Genomic DNA, 552 nt, shown 5'->3' with positions numbered 1-552 from the left:
GTTTCATACTTCAACGCACTTTCTGGAGACGCACCAAACAAAGTGAACAGCTCATCTTGCATGTAGAACATGTAAGGGCTTGGGTTGCTTTGCTTTAGCTCTTTGTAAGCTGCTAGCGGAGAAGGGCAAGGCAATGTGAATCGACGAGAAGGAACTACTTGGAAAATATCGCCTTTTACCACGAATTCTTTTAGATCACGGACGATTTGACAGAAATCTTGATCCGAAACGCTTGGTTGAGCTGTGATATTGGCCACTTGCGTTGCGTCTGGAAGACGCTTTGGCGATGTGCATTGAGCTCGGATATCTTCGATTCGACTTTCTAGCGCTGCTTTTTGCGAGCCGTCAACGAACAATGTTGCTTGCAGTTGGCAGGATTCTGTTTGGTGATCTACAACCAGCAATGTTTCCGCAACATAGAAGACGTAATCCGGACACTGGTTTGTTGCTACCGCGTCTCCTAATGGTTCGAAGTGCGCCACCAAGTCATACGCAAATAGGCCACCAAGGAAAATGGCATGTGTGTGGTGCGAAGAAAGATCAAAACTGTGC

The 552-nt window shown here is 46.7% G+C and carries 1 protein-coding gene; it reads right to left on the bottom strand.

Going from position 1 to position 552, the window contains the following annotated elements:
- Positions 1-552: chorismate-binding protein (locus tag R7Q48_RS30025; protein WP_318134048.1), on the bottom strand; the 552-nt coding region annotated here is incomplete at both ends.

This window comes from Vibrio sp. 378, assembly GCF_033339435.1.
Note: the sequence above shows the minus strand (reverse complement) of the source record. Positions and strands in the feature narration are given on the sequence as shown.